The 19,103-nt window shown below is 68.1% G+C and carries 19 protein-coding genes and 2 tRNA genes; 18 read left to right on the forward strand and 3 right to left on the reverse strand.

Annotated features, from left to right (window positions below; all coding sequences use genetic code 11):
• Positions 1-72: 72 nt before the first annotated feature.
• The 3 genes from ACSQ2G_RS21800 (at position 73) to ACSQ2G_RS21810 (ending at position 4,871) form a co-directional block, all read left to right on the forward strand.
• Positions 73-1,194 carry a hypothetical protein gene (locus ACSQ2G_RS21800; protein ID WP_436034483.1) on the forward strand — a complete coding sequence of 374 codons (1,122 nt, stop codon included), beginning with the start codon at positions 73-75 and terminating at the stop codon, positions 1,192-1,194.
• 80 nt (positions 1,195-1,274) lie between these two features.
• Positions 1,275-3,182, forward strand: a complete 1,908-nt coding sequence (locus tag ACSQ2G_RS21805; RefSeq protein ID WP_436034484.1) for a M1 family metallopeptidase — start codon at positions 1,275-1,277, stop codon at positions 3,180-3,182.
• Between the two features lie 213 nt (positions 3,183-3,395).
• Positions 3,396-4,871: an NCS1 family nucleobase:cation symporter-1 gene (locus tag ACSQ2G_RS21810; RefSeq protein ID WP_436034485.1), complete on the forward strand. Its 1,476-nt coding sequence runs from the start codon at positions 3,396-3,398 to the stop codon at positions 4,869-4,871.
• Between the two features lie 56 nt (positions 4,872-4,927).
• Here the strand turns inward: ACSQ2G_RS21810 and ACSQ2G_RS21815 are convergent, their stop codons facing one another.
• A complete protein-coding gene (locus ACSQ2G_RS21815; protein ID WP_436034486.1) occupies positions 4,928-6,457 on the reverse strand; it encodes a serine hydrolase domain-containing protein in 1,530 nt (509 codons plus the stop codon).
• 909 nt (positions 6,458-7,366) lie between these two features.
• Between ACSQ2G_RS21815 and ACSQ2G_RS21820 the strand changes: the two genes are divergently transcribed.
• From ACSQ2G_RS21820 to ACSQ2G_RS21880, 13 genes are all read left to right on the forward strand, one after another.
• Positions 7,367-7,669 carry a Dabb family protein gene (locus tag ACSQ2G_RS21820; protein ID WP_436034487.1) on the forward strand — a complete coding sequence of 101 codons (303 nt, stop codon included), beginning with the start codon at positions 7,367-7,369 and terminating at the stop codon, positions 7,667-7,669.
• Between the two features lie 102 nt (positions 7,670-7,771).
• Positions 7,772-9,058: a histidinol dehydrogenase gene (gene hisD / locus ACSQ2G_RS21825; protein WP_436034488.1), complete on the forward strand. Its 1,287-nt coding sequence runs from the start codon at positions 7,772-7,774 to the stop codon at positions 9,056-9,058.
• 18 nt (positions 9,059-9,076) lie between these two features.
• Positions 9,077-9,556: a UPF0262 family protein gene (locus ACSQ2G_RS21830; RefSeq protein ID WP_310084230.1), complete on the forward strand. Its 480-nt coding sequence runs from the start codon at positions 9,077-9,079 to the stop codon at positions 9,554-9,556.
• Positions 9,557-9,672: 116 nt separating this feature from the next.
• A complete protein-coding gene (locus tag ACSQ2G_RS21835; RefSeq protein ID WP_436034489.1) occupies positions 9,673-10,128 on the forward strand; it encodes a low molecular weight phosphatase family protein in 456 nt (151 codons plus the stop codon).
• A 97-nt stretch (positions 10,129-10,225) separates the two neighbouring features.
• Entirely contained in the window at positions 10,226-10,444 is a 219-nt protein-coding gene (infA, locus tag ACSQ2G_RS21840; RefSeq protein ID WP_004617696.1) for a translation initiation factor IF-1, read from the forward strand.
• A 9-nt stretch (positions 10,445-10,453) separates the two neighbouring features.
• A complete protein-coding gene (locus ACSQ2G_RS21845; RefSeq protein WP_436034490.1) occupies positions 10,454-11,038 on the forward strand; it encodes a Maf family protein in 585 nt (194 codons plus the stop codon).
• Entirely contained in the window at positions 11,035-12,075 is a 1,041-nt protein-coding gene (locus ACSQ2G_RS21850) for a ribonuclease E/G (RefSeq protein WP_436034491.1), read from the forward strand. Before ACSQ2G_RS21845 ends, ACSQ2G_RS21850 begins: the two co-directional genes overlap by 4 nt.
• Positions 12,072-12,242, forward strand: a complete 171-nt coding sequence (locus ACSQ2G_RS21855; RefSeq protein ID WP_028041190.1) for a DNA gyrase inhibitor YacG — start codon at positions 12,072-12,074, stop codon at positions 12,240-12,242. The genes ACSQ2G_RS21850 and ACSQ2G_RS21855 overlap by 4 nt, the downstream gene beginning before the upstream one ends.
• Positions 12,243-12,353: 111 nt before the next feature.
• Positions 12,354-12,429: transfer RNA gene (locus tag ACSQ2G_RS21860), tRNA-Phe, on the forward strand.
• A 930-nt stretch (positions 12,430-13,359) separates the two neighbouring features.
• Complete coding sequence (locus ACSQ2G_RS21865) at positions 13,360-14,259, forward strand: MotA/TolQ/ExbB proton channel family protein (RefSeq protein ID WP_436034492.1); 900 nt, start codon at positions 13,360-13,362, stop codon at positions 14,257-14,259.
• A gap of 5 nt (positions 14,260-14,264) precedes the next feature.
• Positions 14,265-14,699 (forward strand): biopolymer transporter ExbD, encoded by a 435-nt coding sequence (locus ACSQ2G_RS21870; protein WP_019847727.1) that lies wholly within the window; start codon positions 14,265-14,267, stop codon positions 14,697-14,699.
• Positions 14,700-14,708: 9 nt separating this feature from the next.
• On the forward strand, positions 14,709-15,449 hold the full coding sequence (locus ACSQ2G_RS21875; protein ID WP_436034493.1) for an energy transducer TonB family protein: 741 nt from the start codon (positions 14,709-14,711) through the stop codon (positions 15,447-15,449).
• Positions 15,450-15,578: 129 nt separating this feature from the next.
• Positions 15,579-15,655, forward strand: a tRNA-His gene (locus ACSQ2G_RS21880).
• A gap of 56 nt (positions 15,656-15,711) precedes the next feature.
• Here ACSQ2G_RS21880 and ACSQ2G_RS21885 read toward each other — a convergent pair.
• Both ACSQ2G_RS21885 and ACSQ2G_RS21890 read right to left on the reverse strand, forming a co-directional pair.
• Positions 15,712-15,849, reverse strand: a complete 138-nt coding sequence (locus tag ACSQ2G_RS21885; RefSeq protein WP_436034494.1) for a hypothetical protein — start codon at positions 15,847-15,849, stop codon at positions 15,712-15,714.
• 219 nt (positions 15,850-16,068) lie between these two features.
• A complete protein-coding gene (locus ACSQ2G_RS21890; protein ID WP_436034495.1) occupies positions 16,069-16,491 on the reverse strand; it encodes a helix-turn-helix domain-containing protein in 423 nt (140 codons plus the stop codon).
• Positions 16,492-16,672: 181 nt separating this feature from the next.
• Between ACSQ2G_RS21890 and ACSQ2G_RS21895 the strand changes: the two genes are divergently transcribed.
• Complete coding sequence (locus tag ACSQ2G_RS21895) at positions 16,673-17,662, forward strand: NAD(P)/FAD-dependent oxidoreductase (RefSeq protein WP_436034496.1); 990 nt, start codon at positions 16,673-16,675, stop codon at positions 17,660-17,662.
• A 33-nt stretch (positions 17,663-17,695) separates the two neighbouring features.
• Positions 17,696-18,859: an acyl-CoA dehydrogenase family protein gene (locus ACSQ2G_RS21900; protein ID WP_436034497.1), complete on the forward strand. Its 1,164-nt coding sequence runs from the start codon at positions 17,696-17,698 to the stop codon at positions 18,857-18,859.
• Positions 18,860-19,103 lie beyond the last annotated feature (244 nt).

Here is a 19,103-nt window from a genome sequence, read left to right on the forward strand (position 1 = left end):
ATCGCGCCTTGTGCTCCCGTGTTTCAGGCCCGTCGCGATTCGTAATCTCGCGGCGATCGAGTCGAGGGCGTCATGGTCGGCAGCGTCACCAACGGCTACGCGGCGAATCCCTATCTGGCCACGGCGACGACCGCCAGCGCCGCCAATACGACGGCCCAAGGCGCCCAGGCCGAGACGGCCGCCGCCAAGACCGGCGGCTCCAGCGTCAACGTCACCCTGTCCGCCGAGGCCCAGGCCGCGCTGGCCGCCCAGACCGACAACCGCACCACCGACCAGGTCGTGGCGGCCGCCCGCACGGCGCTGGACAAGCTTCTGGCCGACGCCAAGGCGACCAGCGCCCTGAGGGACGGCAAGGCGACCATCGACGTCTCGGGCCTGGACCGCCGCGGCCTCTACGCCATCGCCAGCAACAAGGGCGGCAAGTTCTCGATCGAGGAGCAGGTGGTCGCCTCGCTGCAGATGAAGGCCGACCGCGACACGGCCCTGTCGGCTTCGGCCTCGGCCATGCGGGTGACCGGCGACTATGCCGGCCTCTACAAGGCGGCTCTGGCCCATCTCGAGGCCGCCGGTCCCGAGGAGAAGGCCATGGGGCAGTGGGCCAAGGACAAGGCCGCCCTGACGGAAGGCCTCAAGCAGGCCACGGCCAAGCCCGGCGTCGCGCCCAGCGGCATGGACGGCGATCCGGTCGCGACCTATCTGAAGGACGTCGGCGGCGTGGTCGCCAATCCCCGCACCCGCGACATCGGCAAGGTCGCCTCGGACGTCCGCTCCGTGCTCGACAAGCAGTACGCCTCGGCCACCGAGGACGGCATGGCTGTCTCGCCCGACGATGGGACCATCGACTTCTCCAAGTTCGACGACCGCTCGCTGGCCGCCGTGGCCCTGAACAAGGGCGACCAGTTCTCCGAGCACGAGGTCGCCCAGGCGACGGCCGAGGTGAAGGCCCGCAACCGGGACAGCGTTTCCAGCGCCTACAAGAGCACGCAAGGGTCCGACAGCTCGGCCTTCGGCAAGAGCCTGATCACCCAGTACGCGGCCATGAGCGACGAGGAGCGCCAGGCGGCCGGCTGGACCCCGGCGCTCTACGACAAGATGGTCGAGATGCAGAACCTCTCGGACAAGCTGGCCTCGCTGTTCAACAGCGACGGCAGCGTCAATACGGGCGGGACCAGCCTGCTGGAGTATCTGAACTAACTGTCGACCGCGGTTGAGGGGAAGTGGAGCAAAAGGTTAAGACGGACCCAACGCCTTTCCGAACACGGAACCCGCTTCCCATGTCCTCGTTCAAGACCACCGCCCGCGCCGCCCTGCTGGCGTTCCTGCTCTGCGGCGTCGCCGCGCCCGCCCTGGCCCAGACCGGCCAGCCGCCGATCCCGGCCATCCTGATGACCCCCGAAGCCCGCGACATCCATTCCTACGCCCAGCCGCTGGTGGCGCGGGTCACCCACATCGACCTGGACCTGACCGCCGACTTCGAACACCGGAAGATGACCGGCACGGCCGCCCTCGACATCGCCGCGGCGCCGGACGCGAAAGAGGTGGTGCTCGACAGCAAGGGCCTGGTGATCCACGAGGTCACCGACGCCAAGGGCGCGGCCCTGCCGTGGACCCTGGGCAAGGCCGACCCGATCCTGGGCGCGCCGCTGACGGTGCAACTGAACGGCGCCCGCCGCATCGTCGTCAGCTATGACAGCGCCCCCGGCGGCGCGGCCCTGCAATGGCTGACCCCGGCCCAGACGGCGGGCAAGCAGAAGCCCTACCTGTTCAGCCAGGGCGAGGCGATCCTCAACCGCACCTGGATCCCCACCCAGGACAGTCCGGGGATCCGCCAGACCTGGACGGCGAACATCCTCGTGCCCGACGGCCTGACGGCGGTGATGAGCGCTGAAAGGCTGACGCCCCTGGAAGGCGATCCCGTGGCCGGCGGCAGCCTCTATCGCTTCAAGATGGACAAGCCGGTGGCCTCGTACCTGATCGCCATCGCGGTCGGCGACATCGCCTTCACGCCCCTGGGTCAGCGCACCGGCGTCTATACCGAGCCGTCGGTGATGAAGAAGACCGCCAACGAGCTGGTCGACGTCGAGAAGATGGTCGAGGCGGCCGAGAGCCTCTATGGGCCGTATGCCTGGGGCCGCTACGACCTGCTGGTCCTGCCGCCGTCGTTCCCGTTCGGCGGCATGGAGAACCCGCGCCTGACCTTCGCGACGCCGACCATCATCGCCGGCGACCGCTCGCTGGTCAGCCTGGTGGCCCACGAGCTGGCCCACTCCTGGTCGGGCAACCTCGTGAACAACGCCACCTGGTCGGACTTCTGGCTGAACGAGGGCTTCACCGTCTATTTCGAGAACCGGATCATGGAGAAGCTGTACGGCAAGCCGCGCGCCGACATGCTGGCCGACCTGGGCTGGACCAGCCTGCAGGACACGATCAAGGACGTCGGCGGTCCGACCGGCGCTGACACCCGGCTCCACCTGGACCTGACCGGCCGCGATCCCGACGACGGCATGACCGACATCGCCTACGAGAAGGGCGCGACCTTCCTGCGCACCATCGAAAAGGCCGTCGGCCGCGAACGCTGGGACGCCTATCTGAAGGACTATTTCGCCCGCCACGCCTTCCAGTCGCAGACCACGGCCGGCTTCGTCGCCGACCTGCGCGCCAACCTGATCAAGGGCGATCCGAAGCTGGAAGCGCAGATCGGGATCGACAAGTGGGTCTATGGCGTCGGCCTGCCGGACAACGCCGTGCACATCAAGTCGGCGGCCTTCCCGGCGGTGGACGCCCTGGCCGCCGCCTACGCCAAGGGCGGCGCCGCGCCGGCCGCCAAGTGGAAGGCCTGGAGCACGCCGGAGCGCACGCGCTTCGTCACCAGTCTGCCGCGCCAGTTGTCGGCCGAGCGCCTGGCGGCGCTCGACAAGGCCTTCGGCCTGTCGGCGCAGGGCAACAGCGAGATCCGCTTCGTCTGGCTGGAACTGGCGGTGGCCAACCGCTACGCGCCGGCCGTTCCCTCGCTGGAAGCGTTCCTGACCGACCAGGGCCGCCGCAAGTTCGTCGCGCCGCTGTTCAAGGACCTGATGGCCCAGGGCGACTGGGGCCAGCCGATCGCCAAGCGGCTCTACGCCAAGACCCGGCCGCTCTATCACGCGGTCACGCGGCAGACGGTGGACGGGATCGTCAAATGAACCTTGATGTTGTCATCCCGGAAGCCTCGTAGAGGCTGTCCGGGATCCAGGTGACTGGGCTGATGCCTTGCGGTTCACCTGGGTCCCGGACAAGCGCTGCGCGCTTTCCGGGATGACAACTTCGGGGGCGCTGGCCCGCCATTCCCCACTTTCCCCGTGACGCCCACCCGGCCCTGACCCATGCTCCGCCCACGGGGCGATCGCGGGGGCGACATGGATCACGACCAAGCCGGCAACACCCTCTGGAACGCCGACCTGGCGCCGACGACGGCGGCCCAGCGCACCTGGCGCTGGTGGCATTTCGCGGCCCTGTGGCTGGGCATGGTCATCGCCGTGCCGGCCTACATGCTGGCCGCGGGCCTGGTCGAGCAGGGGATGTCGGCGACCCAGGCGGTGTGGGCCGTGCTGCTGGGCAATCTGGTCGTGCTGGTCCCGATGCTGCTGATCGGCCACGCCGGCGCGAAATGGGGCGTGCCCTATGCGGTGCTGGCGAGGGCCTCGTTCGGCTGGCGCGGCGCGCGAGCGCCGGCCCTGGCCCGGGCGATCGTCGCCTGCGGCTGGTACGGCATCCAGACCTGGATCGGCGGCGGGGCGCTGCTGACCCTGCTGGGCGTGATGGTCGGAAAGAGCCTGGTCGGGCCGACGGTTCCGGTCCTGGGCATCGGCGTCGGGCAACTACTGTCGTTCGCCGCCTTCTGGCTGATCCAGCTGCTGTTCGTCACCAAGGGCCTGGAGACCGTGCGCAAGCTCGAGACCTGGACCGCGCCGGTCAAGGTCATCGTCTGCGGGCTGCTGGTCTGGTGGGCGCTGAGCGAGGCGGGCGGCCTGGGGCCGATCCTGCACGAGCCCTCTGCCTATGACCCCGGTGGCGCCAAGGCTGGCCGGTTCTGGCGGGACTTTGGCCCGGCCGTCACCGCCATGACCGGCTACTGGGCCACCCTGGCCCTGAACATTCCGGACTTCACCCGCTTCGCCCGCGCCCAGCGCGACCAGATCGTCGGCCAGGCGGTCGGGCTGCCCGGCCCCATGGCGCTGCTCGCCGCCATGAGCGTGATCGTCACCTCGGCCACCGTGCTGATCTATGGCAAGCCGATCTGGGACCCGGTGGCGTTGTCGGGGAGCATCGGCGGGATCGCGGTGCTGGTCGGCCTGCTGGTCATCAGTCTCGACACCGTGTCCTGCAACATCGCCGCCAACCTGGTGGGCCCCGCCTACGACTTCTCGGCCCTGTGGCCCAGGCGGATCAGCTACCGCACCGGCGGCTGGATCACCGCGGCGATCGGCGTGCTGATCATGCCATGGAAGCTGCTGGAGAGCACGCAGGGCTACATCTTCGTCTGGCTGACCGGCTACGGCGCCCTGCTCGGGCCCGTGGCCGGGATCCTGATCGCCGACTACTGGCTGCTGCGCCGCGCCCGGCTGGACGTCGAGGCGCTGTACGACCGGACCGGGCGCTACACCTACGTCAAGGGCTGGAACCTGGCGGCCGTCGCGGCCTTCGCCGTCGGCGTCGCGCCGAACCTGCCGGGATTCCTGAAGGCGGCCGGCCTGCCGGCGGCGGCGGGGATCGGCGCGCCGTGGACCGGACTTTACGACTACGCCTGGTTCGTGGGGGCGGGGATCGCGGCGGCGGTCTATCTCGCGGCGATGAAGGCGGCCGGCGGCGCTGGGAAGTCGGCGGTGGGGTAGGCGAGCGCCCGATATGGGGCGGTGGAGCAATGGCTCCCTTCGACCCAAAACAGACCCTACCGTCCGTCTGCGGAGGCGATCTCGGCGGTCAGGACATCGTTCAGCGCGGGTCCGCCTCGATCGAGGTTGGAAAGCACTACAACGATATAGTCCTTGTCGAGGTAGAGGCTGAGCCGCGCGCTGACACCTCTCGCCGCGCCGGAATGGCCCACGACCTTGCCGGCAGCCGTCGTCTGGATTTCGAAACCCGCGCCGTATTCGTTGGGCGGATGATCGGTCCAAAGGGTGTTCAGAGACGCCGGTGAAACCAGCTTTCCGGTCTGAAGCGCCTTGGCGAAGGCGTAGAGGTCGCCCACCGTGGAATAGCCTCCGCCGGCCGGGCCGCCCCTGAACAGTTGCCGGAAGCTGTTTTCCCGCCAGCCCTGGGGGCCGCGCCAATAGCCCATGGCCAGATCCGCCACGGGTTCATCCATCGGCGCGGAGCCGGTGGCGGACATGCCGGCGACGTCATGGATGTGACGCTGGACATAGCCGTAATAGTCCTCGCCCGAGGCGGTCTCGATCACCACGCCCAGCATCAGCATGCCGGTATTGCTGTATTCGAACTTCGATCCCGGCGGGAAGGCGAGCTTTTCGGTCCGCACGAGCGGCTTGAAGTCGGCCAAGTCGCGATAGGCGTCGCGCGGCCGGTCCTCCCAACCGTCGTCCTTGAAATCACCTAGGCCGCTGGTGTGGCCGAGTAACTGCGCGATGGTGATCTGGTCGGCGATCGCGCGCGGCAACCAGGTCTCGTCAATGTACTTGGACAAATGGTCGTCCAGCTTGACCTTGCCTGCTTCCACCAGCTGCATGACGGCCACGGCGGTGATCATCTTGTTCATCGAGCCGAGGTTGAAGCGCGTCGTCGGCGTGTTGGCGACGCGATAGCGCCTATTGGCCTGCCCGCAGGCGGTCTGGACCAGCACGGCGTCGCCATGCGCCACCAGGACCGCGCCCGAAAAGACCTCGGCCTCGCAGCCGCGCCTGACCAGTTCACGAGCGCGCTCCGCGATGACCTCGGGGGAGCGCGGCGGACCGGAAACCACCGTCCAGGCCGGCGCGGGTCCAGGCTCCAACTCGCGCACCCGCTGCTCGCCCACGGGTTCGAGGACCAGCTTCACGCCTCTCAAGCCGCCGTAGATCCGGTCGCGGAGCGATGCCTCGGCCAGCCCCCGCGTGATCCGGATATCGACCAGTTCCACCCCGCCCGTCGTCCGCTTCTGGTCGGCGAAATATTGGACGAAGGCGCTGAGAGGCTGCTCTTGGGCGAAGGCGGGCGTGATGCTGCTGTCGCGGAAACGCTGGACGCTGGCGACGTCCCCCGCGTTCACGGCGGCGATATAGGCCCTGACATGGTCGACGGCGGGCGATTGGGCCTTGGCTGGAAACGCGAAGATCGCAAAGCAAATCACCACGACAATCGTGCGCATTGATCCCCCGCCGCCGCTACCTAACGTAGTGACTAGCGGCGGAGGACGGATGTCAACATGAACGAATTGAGCAGACAACCAAGAGGCAGAAATCCACCCCTTGCAGACCATCGGCATGTCCGCTGCCTGCACTGGTGACTGGGTTTGCCGGCAACGGTGCATCCTCGTGGTTTTCGGGCGGGAATGACGACGGCTATGGGGATAGACGCCGCTCTATCCCCGTCGCCGGTGCAAAGAACCTCAACGATCTCAATGCCCTGAAAAATAGTCAGCGTCACGAACGCGCCAGTCCTCAAACCTCCCGCACAATCATCGCTGTCTCCATCGCGGGGGAGGGCTCTTGGTACCGGCCCAAGCAGGCGATGGAGATGGAACCGAGCGGGGCCGCCTGGGCCTGGCGATCGGACCGCGGCGGGCGGCGGGGCTCAGAAGGCTCCAAGGCTGGTCGGGGACGATGGCGGGACAGGCGGGTCGACGGGGCCGGGAGGTTCGAACCGGCCTGTTCGAGGATCAGTCGGAGTCGCCGACGGCCCCTTCCGGGCGACTTTGATCCTGCCCGCCTGAGGGGAAACGTCGATCGGGATGAAACAAGCCCTCAATCGCCGTCCCTCGAGACAAACGGTTCCGCGGAGCGGTCAGGTCTAGCCGAAACGCAAACTTTAAACCCACGGTCATCCGGGCCAGGCCCGGACCGCTCCGCGCCTCCCCATCCACTCGCCAGCGAAAGCCCGAGGTCGCCGCCTCATGGCTGGGGACAGGCGCATGCGCCTGTCCCCGTGTCGAAAACCGACAATGGTCTGCATTTTTTTAGTCTTGAGGCCGCCGCTGAATCTCTTCCATCGTAGCCACCGGCGTTAGCCATGGATGGGCCGCCGCTTTCGACGCGGCGCTCGGCCCGGCCATCTTGTATGAAAGGACCCGCGCATGCCGCCTTTCGATCGTCGCGTCCTGCTGGCTGGCGGCCTGGCGGCCGGTGTTGGAGCCGACGCCGTGCGAGCAGCCCCTCAATCCCCGAGCGCGCCTCCCATGATCCATCACGTCTTGTTCTGGCTCAACAATCCGGGATCGAAGGCCGATCGCGATCGGCTGATCGCCGGCCTGAACACCCTGCGAGCGATCGAGGTCGTCCAGCAGCTCCACATCGGCGTTCCAGCCTCGTCCGAGAAGCGTGACGTCGTGGACAACAGCTATGACGTCTCCGAACTGATGTTCTTCGCGAGCGTCGAGGACCAGAAGCGCTATCAGGACCATCCGCTTCATCTGCAGTTCGTGAAGGACTGCGCCCATCTCTGGCGGAAGGTCGTCGTCTACGACGCCATCTCGCCCTGAGGCGCGGTTGATCCCCTGTTCGCCGATGAACTGACCGGAGCGCTGGAGGCGGAGCGGCGCATCAAAACTTGCATCCCGCACAAAAACCCGCATCTAGGCCGCATGCGCCGCTTCAACGCCTCCGACCCGTCTTTCCCCGCCGCCTTCAAGGCTTTCCTCGACGAGCGCCGGGGCGCGCCCGAGAATGTCGATGCGGCCGCGCGCAACGTGCTTGACGCCGTGCGGGCCGACGGGCTTGCCGCCGTGCTCAGCTTCACCAGCCGCTTCGACGGCGTCGAGCTGACCGAGGACACCATCCGTGTCACCGCCGACGAGATCGAGGCCGGCGCGGCCGAATGCTCGGCGGAGGTTCGCGAGGCCATCGCCTTCGCCGCCGCCCGCATCCGCGCCTTCCACACCCGCCAGCGTCCGACCGACCAGTCGTGGACCGACGAGGCCGGCGTGCAACTGGGCTGGCGCTGGACGCCGCTGGAGGCGGTGGGCGTCTATGTGCCCGGCGGGCGGGCGGCCTATCCCTCGACCGTGCTGATGAACGCCGTGCCCGCCCAGGTGGCCGGGGTCGATCGCATCGCCATGGTCACCCCGCCCGGCAAGCTGGAGCCGGCGGTGCTGGCCGCCGCCAAGGAGGCCGGAGTCACCGAGATCTGGCGGATCGGCGGGGCCCAGGCGGTCGCCGCCCTGGCCTATGGGGCCGGACCCATCCAGCCGGTCGACAAGATCGTCGGCCCGGGCAACGCCTATGTCACCGCCGCCAAGCGCCGGCTCTACGGGGTGGTCGGCATCGACGCCCTGGCCGGCCCGTCCGAGATCGTCGTGGTCGCCGACAGCAACAACGACCCCGACTGGATCGCCGTCGACCTGCTGAGCCAGGCCGAACACGACCCGGCCGCCCAGTCGATCCTGATCACCGACGACGAGGCCTTCGCCCAGGCGGTCTCCGACGCCGTCGATGCGCGGCTGAGGACCCTGGCCACCGGCGTCGACGCCGCCGCTTCGTGGCGCGACCACGGCGCGATCATCCTTTGCCCGCTGGACGACAGCCCGCACCTGGTCGACCTGCTGGCCCCCGAGCACGTCGAGTTCGCCATCGACGAGCCCGAGCGCCTGGCCGACCGCGTGCGCCACGCCGGGGCGATCTTCCTGGGCCGCCTGACGCCGGAGGCGATCGGCGACTACGTGGCCGGTTCCAATCACGTGCTGCCCACCAGCCGCGCGGCGCGCTTCCAGTCGGGCCTGTCGATCTACGACTTCCTCAAGCGCACCTCGATCGTCAAGTGCGACGCGGCCTCGTTCGGCATACTGGGTCCGCACACCGTCGCCCTCGCGCAAGCCGAAGGCCTGCCGGCCCACGCCCTGTCGGCCGCGATTCGATTGCCTTCCAAGCCGTAAGGGGCAAGTCTGCCGACGATGTCCGACGCCAAGGCCACCCAGTTCCTGAAGTCCATCCTCATCGACGAGGAGAGCCTGGCGGCCGCCTCGCGTGACCAGGAGCAGGAGCGGCAGGTGGCGATCTTCGACCTGCTGGACGGCAACTATTTCGAGCCGGTCGAGTCGGCCGGCGGGCCCTACGAGCTGAAGCTGTCGCTGGTCGAGAACCGCCTGGCCTTCGATATCGCCGGACCCGGCGGCCAGGAGCGCCGGCACCTGTTGTCCCTGTCGCCCTTTCGCGGGGTGATCAAGGACTACTTCATGATCTGCGACAGCTACTATTCGGCGATCCGCAATTCCTCGCCCCAGCAGATCGAGGCCTTGGACATGGGCCGGCGCGGCCTGCACAACGAGGGCTCGAACCTGCTGCGCGAGCGGCTGGAGGGCAAGGTCAAGACCGACCTCGACACGGCCCGCCGGCTGTTCACCCTGATCTGCGCGCTGCACTGGCGGGGCTAAGGGCGTGTTCCGTGAAAGTGGGCCCGGTTTCACGATGAGAACACGCCCAAAACCAAGGAATCTGGAGTCTCTCTCTTCAGAGTGGTTGAGCATTCTCGACAGAGAGAGGCTCTAGGGTGGGGAGCCTGCCTGACGCCGTGCTGTTCGCCTGTAACTACAACCGCGTGCGCTCGCCGATGGCCGAGGCGCTGTTCAAGCACTTCTATGGGACCAGGGCGTTCGTCGATTCGTGCGGGCTGAAGCCCGACCCGTCCGACGAGGGGATCGATCCGTTCGTCGCCGTGGTCATGGACGAGATCGGCCTGGACGTCAGCGGCCACCAGCCCAAGAGCTTCACCCAGCTGGAGGACGACAGTTTCGACGTGGTCATTTCCCTGACCCCGGAAGCCCAGCACCGGGCGGTCGAATTGGCCCGCGACCGCGCCACGGACATCGAATACTGGCCGACTCACGACCCCACCCTTGCGGACGGCTCGCGAGACGCCATGTTGGCGGCCTACCGCGAGGTGCGTGACGCCTTGGCCACGGCGATTCGACAACGTTTCGGCGCGCCATCGACGTTCGGGGGGTGAATGCGCTATACACCCCGCCTCGCAGCCGCGAACCGCTCCCCGACTCAATCGTCGAGGGGGCTTTCCCGGCATGGCGTCACCCGTTTTGAGAGGCCTGATGGCTAAGGAAGAACTGCTCGAGTTTCCCGGTACGGTCAGCGAATTGCTGCCCAACGCGACCTTCCGCGTGAAGCTGGAGAACGATCACGAGATCATCGCCCACACCGCCGGCAAGATGCGCAAGAACCGCATCCGCGTGCTGGCCGGCGACAAGGTGCTCGTGGAAATGACGCCCTACGACCTGACCAAGGGCCGCATCACCTACCGCTTCAAGTAGGGCTGGCGAATGGTCGTCCAGCGGACGCCGCTGGTCCTGGCCAGCGCGAGCCCCCGGCGCCTGGACCTGCTGGCGCAGGTCGGCGTCGCCCCGGATCGGGTCGATCCCGCCGACATCGATGAGACGCCGCTGCGCGACGAGACCCCGCGGCGCCACGCCTTGCGCCTGGCGGTCGAGAAGGCGAGGGCGGTCGCGCCGCGCTCGCCGGACGCCATCGTCCTGGCCGCCGACACGGTCGTCGCCGTCGGTCGCCGCATCCTGCCCAAGGCCGAGACGCCCGAGCAGGCGGCCTACTGCCTGAGGCTGCTGTCGGGGCGCAACCACAAGGTCCTGACCGGCGTCGCAGCCATCGCTCCGGACGGCCGCGAGGCCTCGCGGCTGGTCGAGACCCGCGTGCAGTTCAAGCACCTGTCCGCTCAGGAGCAGGCCGACTACCTGGTCGGCGGCGAATGGAACGGCAAGGCGGGCGGCTACGGCGTGCAAGGCGTGGCGGGCGGCTTCATCATCGACCTGCACGGCTCCTACACCAGCGTGGTCGGCCTGCCGCTGTACGAGACGCTGAACCTGCTGACCGGCCTGGGCTATCGGAAATGAGCGAACGGCGCGCCTACCTCTACAAGGGAATCGGCGAGACGGTCGGGGTCGTGACTCTCGACGGCCGGCCCGAACGCCTGGTCGCCCAATGGGACGGCGACGATCCGCTGGACGCCGAGGGCGTGCGCGGCGTCGCCCGGGTCAGGAAGATCGAGCGCGCCTTCAACTCGGCCTTCGTCGCCCTGCCGGGCGGCGCGGACCTGCTGCTGGCGCTCAAACCCGACATGCCCAAGCTGGTCGAAGGGCAGGTGGTCGAGGTCGAGATCCGCAGCCCCTCGCGCCGCGACAAGTCGGCCGTGGCCCGCTACGTCGGACCGGCCGAGGGCGAGCCGCGCGTGCTGGCCCACGCCCCGACCATCGACGAGCTGCTGCGCCTGTGGGTCAAGTCCGGGTCCCCGACCCAGGGCCTAGCCGCCCTGGAGGCCGTGGAGGCCGCCGAGGCCGAGGCCCTGGCCACGGTCTTCGCCCTGCCGGGCGGCGGCGACGTCAGCATCGAGACGACGAGGGCCCTGGTGGCCATCGACGTCGACCTCGGCGCCCGCGAGGGCGATTCCAAGAAGGCGGCCCGCGCCGCCAACATGGCCGCCTTTACGACGGCCGCTCGCATCCTGCGCCTGAAGGGCCTGGCCGGGCTGGTGGTCTTCGACCTCGTCGGCCGCGGCCACGACGGTCCGGCCCTGACCACGGCGGCCCGCAACGCCTTCGCCATCGACAATCCCGGGGTCGGCATCGGTCCGATCAGCAAGTTCGGGGCGCTGGAGATGATCGTGCCGCGCCGGACCAAGCCGATTCTCGACCGGCTGCTCGACGAATCGGGCGGGCTGTCGGCCCGCGCCGGCGCTTTGCGCCTCGTCCGGGCCTTCGAGCGCGAGGGCAGGGCGGATCCCGGCGGCAAACTGGCGGGGCGCTGCAGCCAGGCCGTGGCCGAGGCCTTCTCGGCCCTGGACGCCGCCCTGGCCGACAGGATCGGCCGCCGCTTCACCCTGGCCGTCGTCGCCGACTGGCCCAACGACCGCCTGGAGGTCTCGTCGTCATGAGCGCCTGTCCGATCTGCAAGAAGCCGACCACTCCCGAGTTTCGGCCCTTCTGTTCCAAACGCTGCGCCGACATCGACCTGAACCGTTGGCTGTCGGATCGATATGTCGTGCCCGGGGCCGAGGAAGACGAAGAGAATCCGCCCTCCACGGACTTCGGCCGGGAATAGTTCGCGATCGCTTCAAGAGGGGCTGGACTTCGTTTTTAGCCTCCCCTATAGACGCGGCTCCCCGCCGTCGGGCGGGCGCCAGGGCGGTTTCGACCGCCTCTTAGGCCCAGGGCCTGGGTAGCTCAGTTGGTAGAGCAGCGGATTGAAAATCCGCGTGTCGGTGGTTCGAATCCGCCCCCAGGCACCACTTCCTTTCAGCGGCGCTGTTCGCCCAAGTCCCCGGCAGCTCGGTTCGCGCCGCAGGACGGCCGCGAACCAGAAGAGCCGTCATTCCCGTGGCGCCGCGAACTTGATCACCCGCGTCCGCCTCAGGGCAAACGTGAAATTTTAGCGAGGCCTTTTTGGTCGGGACGAAATCGATCGCCGACGTCCCACTTCCTGGGCTGTCTTGAGCCGTCTTCGGATGATCAAAGGTCGGCATCGCGAGCACGAGCCCGCTCCGGACGATCCGCCGTCGTTGCGAAACGGTCTGAGCCGCCGCAGCCCGGAAATCAGCCTCTAACCCGGCCTGTGAAACGAAGTCGTCACGGTTTTGCGCGCTGAAAAGCCGACCGGAGGCGAAAATCATGGCTTCCGTGCGCCCGCGAGGTCGAGCGCCGTCATGACAGAGGTCAGATCTCCGACGGAGGGGTTCCCGGCCAGATTGAACTCTCGTCCGATGCGCGTTCAGATCAGGCGTGTGAGACCGATGTTTTGTAAACATGTTGCGGCGCAACATCGCTATTCCCTTTGGTAGGGAAAAACCGCCCTTAAATCCTGATTTCCCATTTGTGCGGTGCGGCAACGACGGTGGGCGTGTCTGGGGAACGGCGAATTTATGCCTCGTCGCACCCCTTGACGGTACGAAAAGGGGTTGCCAAAGGACCCCTGCCGCAATTCTAACATTGCGGTAAGGTCGAAGCCTCCTCGGGGGCGGCGATCACACGCGCTTCGAAACGATCCTTCTTGCGGGGCATGAGCTCGGCTTGGGGGGCGTAACGGGTCGAGCGCTGCGAAGCGGGTCTGCGGGACGTCCGAGCGATCGGCCATCGCGCAGGCTATTCAAGTTAGGGTGGAGACGCTCTCGCGCGACGACCCTCGGTCCAAACGTGCTAGACCAATCAGGAACTGGCGACAGATGCTCGACATTAAACGGAAAACCCCCCTCATCGCTCTCGTCGGCGCCATGGCGCTGATGGTGAGCGCCCCGGCTTTCGCTCAGGACGCTGCGGCTCCTGCGCCGGCCACCACCGAAGCTGCTGCTCCGGCCGCCGCCGCCCCGGCCCCCGCCGCCGCGCCTGCCGAAGAGCCGCTGGACGCCGGCGTCGCCGCGACCGAAAAGATGAAGTCCCACTCCCTGACCCCGATCGGCATGTTCCTGTCGGCCCAGGCGGTGGTTAAGGTCGTGATGATCGGCCTGATCCTGGCCTCGGTCTTCTCGTGGGTCCTGCTGATCACCAAGCTGTTCGAGTTCGGCGCCCTGAACAAGCAGTCGGACAAGTTCCTGGAAGCCTTCCGCGGCGCTCGCTCGATCGCCGACATCGCCCGCATCGGCTCGTCGGAAGAATTCGAAGGCAACCCGATGGCCGACATGGCCGCCGCGGCCGCCCAAGAAATCGAACTGTCGCGCCAAGCCGGCCTGGCCGTCGGCGGCGAGCACCGTGACTCGACCCTGTCGCGCGCCACCTACGCCATCAACGCGGTGCAGGCCTCGCTGGCCAAGCGCCTGTCGGGCGGCATGGTGTTCCTGGCTTCGGTCGGCTCGGCCGGTCCGTTCATCGGCCTGTTCGGCACCGTCTACGGGATCATGACCTCGTTCATCGGCATCGCGAACACCAACACGACCAACCTGGCCGTCGTCGCCCCCGGCATCGCCGAAGCGCTGCTCGCCACCGGTATCGGTCTGTTCGCCGCTATCCCGGCCGTTATCTTCTACAACTACTTCCAGACCCGCATCTCCGGCTACGGCACGCGCTCTGAAGGTTTCGTTGCTGAACTGATGAACGCCATTTCGCGTCAGCTCGACAAAGGGGCGTAAGACCGATGGCCGCCAAACTCTCAGGCGGTGGGGGCGACAGGTTTAACATCGACCAAAACAGCGAGATCAACGTCACGCCCTTCGTGGACGTCATGCTGGTTCTCCTGATCATCTTCATGGTGGCGGCTCCGCTCGCCTCCGTGTCGGTCGAAGTGAACCTGCCGCCGGCGGTCGCGAAACCGTCGCCGAGCCCGCCAAAGCCCGTCTATATCTCGATCAAGGCTTCGGGAAAGGTCTTCATTGGCGACGACCCCACCACGGTCGACGAGATGGGGGCGGACCTCACGAAGAGCATCGGTCGTCGCGATCCCACCAAGGAGCGCATCTACATCCGTGCCGACGAAAAGACGCGCTACGGAGCTTTCATGGAGGTGATGAACACCCTCCAGGATAACGGCTTCTACAGCGTGGCGCTCATCGGCAAGGATCAGAACAGCTAGGGGTGATGCATGGCTGAACAACAAGCGCCTGAGCATCGCCACTACGACCCGCTCACCTCGGATGGTCCGCGACGCAAGAAAGGCGGACTCGGCGCCTTCGGTATCGCGACCATTATCGTCGTCGGCTTGCACGCTGCTTTGTTCGCTTATTTGGCGAAGCAGAAGTTCGAAGCGGTGATGAAGGAGTATCACGACGACGCCGTGGACGTGGAGCTGCCTCCGCCGCCCCCGCCGCCGCCGCCGCCTCCTCCCCCCCCGCCGCCGCCGCCGACCAACGCTCCGCCTCCGCCTCCCGCGGTGGTGCAGCCCAGGCCGCCGATCGCGCCGCCGCCGGACGTGACTCCGCCGCCGCCGCTGCCGATTCCGCCCGTCAAGGAGCGGGTCGAGCAATCGGCGCCGCCGGTGATCTCGAACGTGCCGCCGGTGCCTTCGAACCCGCCGGCCCGCGCTTCGGTGATCACCAAGCCGGACTGGGCCCGCAAGCCCACCGGCGAGGACATGGCCCGTTACTACCCCGACCGCGCTCAGCGGATGGAAGTGGGCGGCCGCGCGACCCTGTCGTGCACCGTCACCGCCAAGGGGTCGCTGGAAGGCTGTTCGGTCGTGTCGGAAAACCCGGCTGACTACGGCTTCGGCGACGCGGCCATGAAGCTGTCGCGGCTGTTCCGCATGAAGCCGAAGACGCTTGACGGCGCTCCGGTGGACGGCGGTCAGATCACGATCCCGATCGTGTTCACGGTCCCCCGCTAGGGACCCGAACGACCGGTTACCAGACGAGCGCCCCGGAGCTTCACGGCTCCGGGGCGTTTTCGTGTGGAAGGGCCGTTTCGGCGCTTGATCCGGTCCGCGCGTCCGATTAAAGACACTCCCTCGCGATGCGCCGCCTTAGCTCAGTTGGTTAGAGCGCCGGTTTGTGGAACCGGAGGTCCTCAGTTCAAGCCTGAGAGGCGGTACCATCGCAGGACGTTGAAAAGCCCCAGGTTCCGCCTGGGGCTTTTTCGTCGCCGCGGACCTAGGCGTGGCGCCCTTGTAGGGCCGCCCAGACGCGCCAGCCGATCAGGGCGATGGCGACCCAGCCCGCCAGCAGGCCAGCCATCGGATGGGCTTGCCACCAGTATCGAATGCGGCCGACTCCCGAGGACATTCTCACGCCTACGCTCCCGACTATCGCGACATTGCGCGCCTGCTCCCTGACCAGGAGGCTGCGCTCGAACGCGGGTTTTCGGAATGCGGCACAGCGCCGCTAGAGCATCGCGCGGAAAGGTGGATGCCGGTTTTCCGCAGAAGCGATGCGAAAACAAAAATCTAGAGCAGACCGCGCGATTCCTATATCGCGCGGCTTGCTCTAGGCGGCGCCGGGGCCTGAGTCCTAAGGCGTCGCCGTGGCCGGCTCGTCGTCGACCATCGCCTTGACCAGGTCGACGACCCGGCGGCGCAGCCGCCGGTCGCTCAGCCGCGGAAACAGCCCGGCCAGCTCCAGCCCCTCCGGCGTGGCCACGAACTGGGTCATGCGCTGGGCGAAGCCGTCGTCGACGTCGCCCCGCGCCGTCTCGTCCAGGCCCTCGAAGAAGTAGGACACCGGCGACTGCAGCAGGCGCGCGGCCTCGTACAGCTTGGAGGCGCTGATGCGGTTGGCCCCGCGCTCGTACTTCTGGACCTGCTGGAAGGTGATGCCCAGGGCTTCGGCCAGCTGGGTCTGGCTGAGACCCAGCATCTTTCGGCGGATCCGCAGACGCGCCCCGACATAGAGATCGACCGGGTGGGCCAGGTCGGAAGGGGGTTTGTCGGTCATCCGCGTCACGTTCCTCCCAGCGACCGCGCGCCCACCCTCTATCCGAGAGCGTGTGGTCCAGCTTGGTTAACGCAGGATAGACCCATGCGGTTACGTTAGTCACGTCTCTGACACATCCGCGGGAGCGGCAAAATGGCCCGCCGGACTTGACGTTTGCCGCGAGCGGGGGTGTTTGCCGCCCATGGAGACCAAGCTGCGCGCGCGGGTGGCGGTGGCCGGCGCTGGCGCGATCGGATCGGCGGCGGCGCTGACCCTGGCGCGCGCCGGGATCGACGTCACGCTTTTCGACCCCAACCCCCTCGGCGCCAACGCGTCCGGCGTGGCGGCCGGCATGCTGGCGCCGGTGGCCGAGGCGGTGTTCGACCCCGTCTCGACGCCGCACCTGGCCCTGCTGAGGCGGGCCCGCGACCGCTGGCCGGCCTTCGCCGAAGGCCTGGACCTGGAGATCACGCGGGACGGCCTGAGGGTCGAGGGCGAGACGGCCTGGCTGGATGGCGTCGCCGCCCGCTTCGAAGCCCTGGAGGCGCCCTTCGAGCGCCTGGACGGGGCCCTGGTCGACGCCGAGGACTGGCGAATCGAAGCCCGGCCGGCCCTGGCGGCGATGCGGGCCGCGTTCGAGGCCCTGGGCGGGCGTTTCGCGTCCCGCGCCTTCGTCGCCGACGACACAGCGGCCTTCTCGGCCGTCGTCCTGGCCACCGGGGCCGGCGACGCGGGCGGGCTGGCGCCGGAGCTGGCCGCGCTGAGCCCGATCAAGGGCCAGATCCTGCGCGCCGACCGGGGTCCCGCGAGCGGGCCGGTGATCCGGGGCGAGGGGGTCTATGTCTGCCCCGGCGAGCGCCCGGCGATCGGCGCCACCATGGAGCTTGGCCGCGACGACCTGACTGTCGATCCCTCGGCGACGCAGGCCCTGCGCGCCGCGGCCGTCCGCCTGCGCCCCGAACTGGCGCAAGCTGTGCTGACCACCGAGGTCGGGGTGCGGGCGGCCACGCCCGACGGCCTGCCCCTGGTGGGCTGGAGCGCGACGCCCGGCGTGATCCTGGCCGTCGGCGCACGCCGCAACGGCTGGCTGCTGGCCCCGCTTGTGGCCGATCTGGTCGCGGCGTATCTGAAGGGTGATAACCCAGGCCCGGACGCCGCCTCGCTTGACGCGCGGCGATTCTCGAGGACCTGAGCCGCAACGACAAGAGCCAAGGCAGGGGGGCGCATGCGCGGATTTGGGTTGACCGAGGACCAGGAAGCCATCCGCGACGGCGTCGCCAAGCTGTGCGCCGACTTCGACGACGACTATTGGCGGCGCACCGACGAGACCGGGATCTTCCCCGAGGCATTCGTCGCCGCCATCGCCCAGGGCGGCTGGCTGGGCGTGGCCATGCCCGAGAGCGTCGGCGGGGCGGGGCTGGGCCTGACCGAGGCGGCGATCATGATGCAGACCGTGGCCCAGTCGGGCGCGGGTTTCTCGGGCGCCAGCGCCATCCACCTGAACATCTTCGGCCCGATGCCGATCGTGAAGTTCGGCACGGACGAGCAGCGCCGCGAGCATCTGCCGCGGCTGATCTCGGGCGAGGACAAGATGTGCTTCGCGGTGACCGAGCCCAATTCCGGCCTGGACACCGCCAGCCTGGAAACGCGGGCCGAGAAGGTCGAGGGCGGCTACCGCCTGAACGGCCGCAAGATCTGGACGACCGGCGCCCAGCGCGCCAACAAGATCCTGATCATCGCCAGGACCACGCCCAAGGACCAGTGCACCAAGCCGACCCAGGGGCTCTCCCTGTTCTACACCGACCGCGAGAAGATCGAGGCCAAGCCGATCCCCAAGATGGGGCGCAAGGCGGTCGAGTGTAACATGCTGTTCATCGAGGACCTGTTCGTGCCGGCCGACGACCTGGTCGGCGAGGCGGGCAAGGGCTTTGCCTACCTGCTGCACGGCCTCAACCCCGAGCGGGTGCTGTTCGCCGTCGAGGCCATCGGCCTGGGGCGGGCGGCCCTGGCCAAGGCGACGACCTACGCCAAGGAGCGCGTGGTGTTCGGCCGGCCGATCGGCCAGAACCAGGGCGTGGCCCACCCCCTGGCCAGGTCGTGGGCCGAGCTGGAGGCCGCCAACCTGCTGGCCTTCAAGGCCGCCGCCCTCTACGACGCCGGCCAGGACTGCGGGGCCGAGGCCAACGCCGCCAAGTACCTGGGCGCCGAGGCCGGCTTCACGGCCTGCGAAAGCTCGGTCCTGGCCCACGGCGGCATGGGCTACGCCAAGGAATACGACGTCGAGCGCTATTTCCGCGAGGCGATGATCGCCCGGATCGCGCCGGTCAGCCGCGAGATGATCCTGAACTTCATCGCCGAACGCGTGCTGGGCCTGCCGAAGAGCTATTGAGGGGCTCAAGACCCTCCCCCCGTGGGGGAGGCGATCGCGCAGCGATCGGTGGGGGAGGTTTTGGGATCGTCGATCCGGGATCCGGTCATCGGCCGATCACTCCCCCCTCCGTCGCCCTTTGGGCGACACCTCCCCCACAGGGGGAGGACCTTGGACACGGCTTGGCCGCCTCACGCGATCTCTCGCTGAGCTATCGGAAAGGGACGCGGAGCGCCGGACGACGTCCGGGAGTTTGAAAATGAAT

The sequence above is a fragment of the Caulobacter sp. LjRoot300 genome, assembly GCF_964253875.1.
Classification (GTDB): domain Bacteria; phylum Pseudomonadota; class Alphaproteobacteria; order Caulobacterales; family Caulobacteraceae; genus Caulobacter.

Coding starts and splice junctions, on each gene's coding strand:
- ACSQ2G_RS21875 (WP_436034493.1), top strand. CDS start 14,709: ATGGCTGAACAACAAGCGCCTGAGCATCGCCACTACGACCCGCTCACC.
- ACSQ2G_RS21830 (WP_310084230.1), top strand. CDS start 9,077: ATGTCCGACGCCAAGGCCACCCAGTTCCTGAAGTCCATCCTCATCGAC.
- ACSQ2G_RS21805 (WP_436034484.1), top strand. CDS start 1,275: ATGTCCTCGTTCAAGACCACCGCCCGCGCCGCCCTGCTGGCGTTCCTG.
- ACSQ2G_RS21815 (WP_436034486.1), bottom strand. CDS start 6,457: ATGCCGATGGTCTGCAAGGGGTGGATTTCTGCCTCTTGGTTGTCTGCT.
- ACSQ2G_RS21800 (WP_436034483.1), top strand. CDS start 73: ATGGTCGGCAGCGTCACCAACGGCTACGCGGCGAATCCCTATCTGGCC.
- ACSQ2G_RS21895 (WP_436034496.1), top strand. CDS start 16,673: ATGGAGACCAAGCTGCGCGCGCGGGTGGCGGTGGCCGGCGCTGGCGCG.
- ACSQ2G_RS21845 (WP_436034490.1), top strand. CDS start 10,454: ATGGTCGTCCAGCGGACGCCGCTGGTCCTGGCCAGCGCGAGCCCCCGG.
- ACSQ2G_RS21810 (WP_436034485.1), top strand. CDS start 3,396: ATGGATCACGACCAAGCCGGCAACACCCTCTGGAACGCCGACCTGGCG.
- ACSQ2G_RS21865 (WP_436034492.1), top strand. CDS start 13,360: ATGCTCGACATTAAACGGAAAACCCCCCTCATCGCTCTCGTCGGCGCC.
- ACSQ2G_RS21850 (WP_436034491.1), top strand. CDS start 11,035: ATGAGCGAACGGCGCGCCTACCTCTACAAGGGAATCGGCGAGACGGTC.
- ACSQ2G_RS21900 (WP_436034497.1), top strand. CDS start 17,696: ATGCGCGGATTTGGGTTGACCGAGGACCAGGAAGCCATCCGCGACGGC.
- hisD (WP_436034488.1), top strand. CDS start 7,772: ATGCGCCGCTTCAACGCCTCCGACCCGTCTTTCCCCGCCGCCTTCAAG.
- infA (WP_004617696.1), top strand. CDS start 10,226: ATGGCTAAGGAAGAACTGCTCGAGTTTCCCGGTACGGTCAGCGAATTG.
- ACSQ2G_RS21820 (WP_436034487.1), top strand. CDS start 7,367: ATGATCCATCACGTCTTGTTCTGGCTCAACAATCCGGGATCGAAGGCC.
- ACSQ2G_RS21870 (WP_019847727.1), top strand. CDS start 14,265: ATGGCCGCCAAACTCTCAGGCGGTGGGGGCGACAGGTTTAACATCGAC.
- ACSQ2G_RS21890 (WP_436034495.1), bottom strand. CDS start 16,491: ATGACCGACAAACCCCCTTCCGACCTGGCCCACCCGGTCGATCTCTAT.
- ACSQ2G_RS21855 (WP_028041190.1), top strand. CDS start 12,072: ATGAGCGCCTGTCCGATCTGCAAGAAGCCGACCACTCCCGAGTTTCGG.